This window comes from Streptomyces sp. SolWspMP-5a-2 (assembly GCF_900091845.1).
In the GTDB taxonomy this organism is placed as follows: Bacteria; Actinomycetota; Actinomycetes; order Streptomycetales; family Streptomycetaceae; genus Streptomyces; species Streptomyces doudnae.
On sequence record NZ_FMCI01000203.1, the window covers coordinates 25,191 to 31,706 of the forward strand.

The 6,516-nt window shown below is 75.1% G+C and carries 6 protein-coding genes; 3 read left to right on the plus strand and 3 right to left on the minus strand.

Annotation, left to right across the window (positions count from 1 at the left end; translation table 11 throughout):
* Positions 1–6 precede the first annotated feature (6 nt).
* The gene (locus GA0115242_RS20620) at positions 7–2,229 is read left to right on the plus strand and encodes an MMPL family transporter (protein WP_093830593.1); all 2,223 of its coding nucleotides are present in this window, start codon (positions 7–9) and stop codon (positions 2,227–2,229) included.
* 181 nt (positions 2,230–2,410) lie between these two features.
* Here the strand turns inward: GA0115242_RS20620 and GA0115242_RS20625 are convergent, their stop codons facing one another.
* Complete coding sequence (locus GA0115242_RS20625; protein WP_093830595.1) at positions 2,411–3,181, minus strand: class I SAM-dependent DNA methyltransferase; 771 nt, start codon at positions 3,179–3,181, stop codon at positions 2,411–2,413.
* Between the two features lie 106 nt (positions 3,182–3,287).
* Here GA0115242_RS20625 and GA0115242_RS20630 point away from each other — a divergent pair, with 106 nt between their 5' ends.
* Together GA0115242_RS20630 and GA0115242_RS20635 are read left to right on the plus strand one after the other, a co-directional pair.
* The gene (locus tag GA0115242_RS20630) at positions 3,288–3,782 is read left to right on the plus strand and encodes a YbaK/EbsC family protein (RefSeq protein WP_093830597.1); all 495 of its coding nucleotides are present in this window, start codon (positions 3,288–3,290) and stop codon (positions 3,780–3,782) included.
* The gene (locus tag GA0115242_RS20635; protein WP_093830599.1) at positions 3,779–4,624 is read left to right on the plus strand and encodes a DMT family transporter; all 846 of its coding nucleotides are present in this window, start codon (positions 3,779–3,781) and stop codon (positions 4,622–4,624) included. Before GA0115242_RS20630 ends, GA0115242_RS20635 begins: the two co-directional genes overlap by 4 nt.
* Positions 4,625–4,631: 7 nt before the next feature.
* On the opposite strand, the gene GA0115242_RS20640 is transcribed toward GA0115242_RS20635, so the two are convergent.
* Both GA0115242_RS20640 and GA0115242_RS20645 read right to left on the minus strand, forming a co-directional pair.
* Entirely contained in the window at positions 4,632–5,798 is a 1,167-nt protein-coding gene (locus GA0115242_RS20640; protein WP_093830603.1) for a serine hydrolase domain-containing protein, read from the minus strand.
* Positions 5,799–5,908: 110 nt separating this feature from the next.
* Positions 5,909–6,516 (minus strand): GNAT family N-acetyltransferase (locus tag GA0115242_RS20645; RefSeq protein WP_141721682.1); only part of this gene is annotated, 608 nt, incomplete at its 5' end.

Genomic DNA, 6,516 nt, shown 5'->3' on the forward strand with positions numbered 1-6,516 from the left:
GCCCTCGTGGCCACATTCCTCTACAAGCTCGGCCGACTCGCCTTCAGGCGACGGCACTTCGTCGCCCTCCTGTGGGTCGCCCTGCTGACGCTCGCGGGCGTCGGCGCGGCCAGCGCCCCCACCGCCGGGTCCTCCTCCTTCTCCATCCCGGGCACCGAGGCGCAGAAGGCCTTCGACCTCCTCGACCAGCGCTTCCCCGGCACCAGCGCCGACGGCGCCACCGCCCGGGTCGTCTTCAAGGCGCCCGACGGCGAGAAGATCTCCGCCGCCGCCAACAAGGACACCGTCGAGAAGGCGGTCGCCGACCTCTCCGACGGCTCCGAGGTCGCCTCGGTCGCCGACCCCTTCAAGGCCGGCGCCGTCAGCAAGGACGGCACCATCGGCTACGCGTCGGTGCGCTACGACGTCTCCGGCATGGAACTCGCCGACTCCTCGCGCGACGCCCTGGAGACGGCCGCGCAGGACGCCCGCGACGCCGGACTGACCGTCGAGGTCGGCGGCGACGCCCTCCAGACGACCCCCGAGACCGGCGCCACCGAGGTCATCGGCATCGCCATCGCCGCCGTCGTCCTCGTCATCACCTTCGGCTCCCTGATAGCCGCCGGGCTCCCGCTGCTCACCGCGATCGTCGGCGTCGGCATCGGCGTCGCCACGATCACCGCGCTGGCCAGCGCCCTCGACCTGGGCTCCACCACCTCCACCCTGGCCACGATGATCGGCCTCGCCGTCGGCATCGACTACGCGCTGTTCATCGTCTCCCGCTACCGCGCCGAACTCGCCGAGGGCCGCGGCCGCGAGGAGGCCGCCGGACGCGCCGTCGGCACCGCGGGCTCCGCGGTGGTCTTCGCCGGACTCACCGTCGTGATCGCGCTGGTCGGCCTCTCCGTCGTCAACATCCCGATGCTGACGAAGATGGGCGTGGCCGCCGCGGGCACCGTCGCGATCGCCGTCCTCATCGCCCTCACCATGATCCCGGCGCTGCTCGGCTACGCGGGCCGCAGGATCGGCCCGACCGGGCAGCGCAGCAAGCTGTTCGGCGGCGGCCGCGCCCGCTCCGCCGAGCGGTCGGCCAAGCCCAACATGGGCACCCGCTGGGCCGCGTTCGTCGTGCGCCGCCCGGTCGCCGTGCTGCTGCTCGGCGTCCTCGGCCTCGGCGCCGCTGCCGTCCCCGCGGCCTCCCTCGAACTCGGCCTGCCCGACGACGGCTCGCAGCCCACCTCCACCACCCAGCGCCGCGCCTACGACCTGCTCTCCGAGGGCTTCGGCGCCGGATTCAACGGCCCCCTGGTGGTCGTCGTCGACGCCAAGGGCAGCGACTCGCCGCAGGCCGCGTTCACCCGGGTCGGCGACGACATCAAGGGCCTCAAGGACGTCGTCACGGTCACCCCGGCCGCCGCGAACAAGGCGGGCGACACCGCCACGATCACCGTCGTCCCCGACTCCAAGCCGTCCTCGGCCTCCACCGAGCAGCTCGTGCACGCCATCCGCGACCAGGGCGCGGACATCACCTCGGCGACCGGCGCGAAGGTCCTGGTCACCGGCTCGACGGCGATGAACATCGACGTCTCGCAGAAGCTGAACGACGCGCTGATCCCGTACCTGATCCTCGTCGTCGGCCTCGCCTTCCTGCTGCTCATCGTGGTGTTCCGGTCGATCCTCGTCCCGCTGAAGGCGGCCCTCGGCTTCCTGCTCTCGGTGACGGCGGCGCTCGGCGCGGTGGTCGCGGTCTTCCAGTGGGGCTGGCTCTCCGGCCTGATGGGCGTCGAGGAGACCGGGCCCGTCATGTCGATGATGCCGATCTTCATGGTCGGCGTGGTCTTCGGGCTCGCGATGGACTACGAGGTGTTCCTCGTGACCCGGATGCGGGAGGCGTACGTCCACGGCGAGAAGCCCCGGCAGGCCGTCGTCACCGGCTTCCGGCACGGCGCGCGGGTCGTCACCGCCGCCGCCGTCATCATGATGGCCGTCTTCGCCGGGTTCATCGGCTCCAGCGAATCCATGATCAAGATGATCGGCTTCGGCCTCGCCATCGCCGTCTTCTTCGACGCCTTCGTGGTCCGCATGGCGATCGTCCCGGCCGTGCTCGCGCTGCTCGGCAGGCGGGCCTGGTGGCTGCCGGGCTGGCTGGACCGCCTGCTGCCCAACGTCGACGTCGAGGGCGAGGGCCTGCGCGGGCTCGGCGACGGCGGCACGGACGCCGACGAGGAGCGGGCACTGGCGCGGGCGTAGCCGCCCGCACGGACGGCCTCCCGGGCCGGGCGGGGGCACGGCGCCCTCCGCCCCGGCGCGGGGGCCGTCCCGTGCGCGCGGCCGCAAGAACCCCGCCGGGGAGTTCCGCACGGAGCAGGAGGGCGCCGTCCCGCGCGCGGCCGGGACGGTGCCGGGCCTGCCGCGCCGGTGCCCGGCGCGGTCAGCGCGCGGGGAGGCGGTAGACGGAGACGTGCGAGCGGGACTCGGCGGTGAACGGGGCGCCGGACCAGTCCGCGTGCCTGCTCTCCAGCTCGAACCCGCCCAGCCTGCCCATGAGATCCAGCTCGGCGGGCCACACGTACCGGTGCGGACTGAGCCCGAGCCGCACGGAAGCGCTCTTGCCGGTGGCGCGCGTCTGCCGCTCGTCGAAGTCGAAGTGGTGCGAGACGACGCGCTGTTCGAGGACGTCGTACACGTCGAAGCCGACATGGCCGGGCTCCGCGCGGAAGACGGTCGCCGACCGCCCCGGCGGCAGCGTGCGCAGCTCCGGCACCCACAGCTCGATCACGAACCGCCCGCCCGGCCCCAGATGGCGGGCCGCGTTGCGGAAGCACTCCACCTGCTCGTCCTGGGTCTGCAGGTTGGAGAGGGTGTTGAAGACGAGATAGACGAGGCTGAAGGTGCCCGGCACCCGCGTCGTCGCCATGTCCCCCAGCACCACCGGCAGTTGGGACGCGTCGGCCTTCTCGCGCAGCCGCGCCGCCATCGCCCCGGACAGCTCGACCCCGGTGACCGGCACCCCGCGCCCGGCCAGCGCGATCCCCACCCGCCCGGTCCCGACGGCGAACTCCAGCGCGGCGCCCCCGTCGGCCAGCAGCGCCAGCCGCTCCACCGCGGGCCCGAGCACCTCGGGCGCGAACATGCCGGTGCCGGGGGTGTCGTAGGAACGAGCGGCGTCGGCGTCCCAGAGCTGCTGCTGCGTCGGGTCCATGGCCGGAAGGGTGACCGGGCCGCGACGGCGGTGTCCACCGGTTTTCCGGCACTCCGCCGGGCGACCCGGTCGCGTCCCGGCCCCGCGCGCCGTTAGCGTGCAGCCCATGACCACCACCGATGACGCCCACCCCCGCTTCGCCGACGCCCTGCGGGAGCGGGGGCTCGACGCCCTCCTGGGACGGGTGCGGCGGTTCCCCGACGCCACCAGGACCGCCGCCGAGGCCGCCGCCGCCGTGGGCTGCGAGCTGAGCCAGATCTGCAAGTCACTGATCTTCGCCGCCGACGGCGAGCCCGTCCTGGTGCTGATGGACGGCGCCTCCCGGGTCGACGTCGAGCGGGTGCGTGCCGAACTGGGCGCCGCGAAGGTCACCAGGCCCAAGGCCGACGTCGTCCGGGAGGCGACCGGGTACGCCATCGGCGGCGTGCCGCCCTTCGGACACGTCACCAGGACCCGGGTGCTCGCCGACCGCTCGCTGCTGGCGCACGACGTGGTGTGGGCCGCCGCCGGAACGCCCCACAGCGTCTTCCCGATCGCGCCCGCGGACCTCGTCGAGCAGGCCGGCGGGAGGCTCGTGGACGTGCGCGAGCGCACCCCGTGACCCCACTGGTCGCCGCCGCCGTCCTGCTGGCCGCCGTCACCCACGCGAGCTGGAACGCCATCGCCCACCGCATCACCGACAAGATGGCCGGCTTCACGCTGATATCCGGCGGCGGCCTGCTGATCGGGCTCGCGCTGGCGCCGTTCACCGCGTTCCCCGCCGCCGCCGCACGGCCGTACCTGATCGTCTCCGCGATCCTCCACGTCGCCTACTACCTGCTGCTCATGCGGTCGTTCCAGCTCGGCGACTTCGGGCAGACCTACCCGATCGCGCGCGGCACCGCCCCCCTGGTCGTCACCGCGCTGGCCGCCGCCTTCGCCCACGAGGTGCCAGGCGGCTGGGCGGTGGCCGGGATCGCGCTCTCCTGCGCCGGACTGACCGGCGTCGCGCTGTGGGGCATGCGCGGCCGGCCCCCGCACCGGGCGGCGATCGGCGCCGCGCTGGCGACCGGCGTCACCATCGCCGCGTACACGGTCGTCGACGGCCTCGGGGTGCGCGCCTCCGGCACCGCCCTCGGGTACATCGCCTGGCTGATGGTCCTGGAGGGACTCGTCGTCCCGCTCTACGCCCACCACCGCAGACGCGGCGAGTTCCTCACCGCGCTGCGGCCGTTCGCGGCCCTCGGACTGCTCGGCGCCGCCCTCTCCGTCCTCGCCTACGGCCTGGTCCTGTGGGCCCAGACCCGCGCCGACCTCGCCCCCGTCTCCGCGCTGCGCGAGTCCTCGATCATCGTCGGCGCCGCCATCGGCGCCCTGTTTTTCAAGGAGCGCTTCGGCGCCCCGCGCATCGCCGCCGCCGCGCTCCTCGTGGCGGGCATCGGGCTGATGCTGCGCGCCGGATAGCCGCCGGTCAGCCGGACACCGCCGCGCGCACCGCCCGCACCAGCGCCTGCGCCCGCGGGTCCGCCGTCACCCCGGCGCGGAAGCCGTTGGTGACGTACCCGAAGGCGATGCCCGACTCCGGGTCCGCGAAGCCGAGGGAGCCGCCCCTGCCGGGATGGCCGAAGGAACCGGCCGACAGCAGCGGGGAGGCCGGGGAGTGCAGCATCGGGCCGGGGCCGAAGCGGGTGGGCACGACCAGCACCCGGTCCTGGCCCGCGCTGCGCCCGGTCCGCGCCGCCTCCGTCGTCTCCGGGGTGAACAGCCGCCTGCCGCCGTCCACTTCACCGATCAGCGACGCGTAGAAGCGGGCCAGACCGTCGGCGGTGGCGATGCCGTTGGAGCCGGCCAGCACGGCGGCCCGGTACGCCGGGTCGTTCTCGTCCGGCGCCGGGGTGATCGCCGCGAACGCCCGCCGGGTGAGGGAGCCGGGGTCGGCGTACGCCTCCGCGACCGCCCGCTTGGGCCGGGTGCGCAGCCCGCCCTCCGGCCGCGCGGCCTCCACCGGACCGACCCGGCCGACCCGCGCCGCCTCCTCCCCGGGCAGCCCCAGCCACAGCCCGGCGCCGAGCGGCCGCGCGATCTCCCGCGCGACCAGCTCACCGACGGTCGCGCCGCCGGTGACGCGCCGGACCAGCTCACCGATCAGCCAGGACCAGGTCTGCGCGTGGTAGCCGTGGTCGGTGCCGGGCTCCCAGGCGGGCGCCTGCGCCGCGACCGCCTCGGCGCCGCGCACCGGGTCCGCCGCCTCCGCCGGGGTCAGCGGGCGGTCCAGGGCGGGCACCCCGGCCCGGTGGGCGAGCAGGTGCCACACCCGCGTCCGCTCCTTCCCGGCCGCCTTGAACTCCGGCCAGTACGCGCCCACCGGCGCGTCCAGGTCCAGTTCGCCGCGCTGGTGCAGCAGCAGGACGACGGCCGCGGCGACGCCCTTGGTCGCCGAGCGCACGATCTGCGCGGTGCCCCGCTCCCAGGGGTCCGTCCCGTCGACGTCCCGGGTACCGGCCCACAGGTCGACGACCCGGTGCCCGTCCCGGTAGACGGCGACCGCCGCGCCCCGGTCCCCGAGCGCGGTGAAGTTCCGCGCGAACGCGTCCCTGACCGGTTCGAAGCCCCCGGCCACCACGCCGTTCACGTCCACCACCGTCACGTCCTCCCACTCGCCTGCGACTGCCGGGGCAACACCCCCGCCGAGCCTGCGATTCCCCGGTGACGCCCGGCCCACGGGATCGTTACGCCGGCGTTGCCGTCTCAGCCGCCGCCCGGACCCGCCCCGGGCACCGCGGCCAGCGGCGTGCCGTAGATCGTCGAACTGTGCCGGACCGTCATGCCGAGGTGCTCGTAGAGGGAGAGCGCGCCGGTGTCCGTGTGGGTGCCCAGCGTGCAGGCCCGCCTGCCCCGCCCGGCGAACGCCCGGAACGCCGTCGCCAGCAGCAGCCTGGCGAGACCCCGGCCGCGGTGGTCACGGCGCACCGCGAGCCGCTCGACGTACCCCTCGCCGCTCGCCGGGACGTCCAACGACAGCAGCACGCCCACCAGTTGACCGCCGTCGAAGGCAAGCGGCGACGCCGACGGCGTGAACGACGCGCGGTGCACGGTGTGCCGGGCCCACTCGTCGTAGGGCTTCCTGCGCTGCTGCCACTCGTCGAAGGCGTCCTCGGTGAGCCGGTGCGCCGCCCGCTCGTCGCCCGCCGCGAACGGCCGCACCGTGACCCCCGGGGGCGGCTCGGGCACCCCGCCCGGCACGGGCAGGGCGATCTCCAGCAGCCACTCGGTGACCAGCGGCGCCCAGCCCGCCGCCCGCAGCAGCGCCCCGGCCGCCCGGTCGCCGTCCGCGACGGTCTGCGCCAGCCGGTCGT

What these genes read in the sequence shown, in the direction of transcription:
- GA0115242_RS20630 (WP_093830597.1), top strand. Translation starts at nt 3,288, where the DNA reads ATGACCACCACCGATGACGCCCACCCCCGCTTCGCCGACGCCCTGCGG.
- GA0115242_RS20625 (WP_093830595.1), bottom strand. Translation starts at nt 3,181, where the DNA reads ATGGACCCGACGCAGCAGCAGCTCTGGGACGCCGACGCCGCTCGTTCC.